Here is a 1,166-nt window from a genome sequence, read left to right on the forward strand (position 1 = left end):
ACCTGTTATCGCCACCATTACGGCAGAAGTTTACGGTGATGAAGCGACATCTTATGAAGATCTGATGATTCAAGCAGAGAAAGTCGCGGATAGGCTTCGCAAAGAACAGTTGGTTTCTGAGGTGGATACCAGCATCCAAGGTGATTTAGAAACGTGGCAATTCATCGTTGATCAAGAAAAAGCGGCGCTGTCTGGTGTTTCTGTTGCTGATATCAATAACACGCTGATTACCGCCGCGAACGCCAAAGTGCTCGGTTATATCGCCGATCCAAGAGAAGTGGACCCACTACCTATCGAAGTGCAGCTCCGACGCGAAGACAGAGATAACCTGAATCAACTAGAGCAGCTTTATGTGCGAGGCCGTCCGGGGATTGCAAAAGTAGAATCCAATGGGGCGGTTGTGGATGCTCCTCAGCCTATCGTGCAGTTGTCTGAAGTCGGTCATTTTGTGAAACGTGCAGCGGACAAACCGATTTTCCATAAAAACCTCAAGCCTGTTGTGTATGTCTACGCCGAGGTAGTTGGGCGTGTTCCGGGTGAAGTGATTGCCGATGTGATGGCTGACCAAGATACAACTCACGCGGAAGATGTGCATCGTCACTGGCAAGATCGCACGTACTTGAGCAATGGAGCTGGTGTCACTTGGAGCGTGCCAGACAACATCGAAGTGGTTTGGAGTGGTGAGGGGGAATGGAAAATCACAGTGGACGTATTCCGCGATTTAGGCATTGCTTATGGCGCTGCGCTGCTTGGCGTATTTGTGGTGATGTTGATTCAAACAGGTTTACCTGCGGTATCGGGCATCATCATGCTGGCGATACCTCTGACTGTGATTGGGATTATGCCGGGGTTCTGGATTTTGAATGTGTTAAGCAGTGACATCGGTAATTACCCCAACCCAGCTCTGTTCACGGCGACTGCGATGATCGGCATGATTGCGCTAGCTGGGATTGTGGTGCGTAACTCACTCGTTTTGATTGAATTTGTTCAGCAATCGTTGGCTGAAGGTCGTAGCCTACATGATGCGTTGATTGAATCTGGTGTTGTTCGTATGCGGCCAATATTACTGACCGCGGGTACAACGTTACTGGGTAACGTCGTGATTACGTTAGACCCAATTTTTAACGGTTTGGCTTGGGCAATCATATTCGGTATTACCGCCTCGA

The 1,166-nt window shown here is 49.1% G+C and carries 1 protein-coding gene; it reads left to right on the forward strand.

Annotated features, from left to right (window positions below; all coding sequences use genetic code 11):
* Positions 1-1,166, forward strand: a 1,166-nt coding sequence (locus R7070_RS26005) for an efflux RND transporter permease subunit (RefSeq protein WP_318141488.1), incomplete at both ends; no start/stop codon positions are given.

The organism is Vibrio sp. 1557 (assembly GCF_033340175.1).
Classification (GTDB): Bacteria; Pseudomonadota; Gammaproteobacteria; order Enterobacterales; family Vibrionaceae; genus Vibrio; species Vibrio alginolyticus.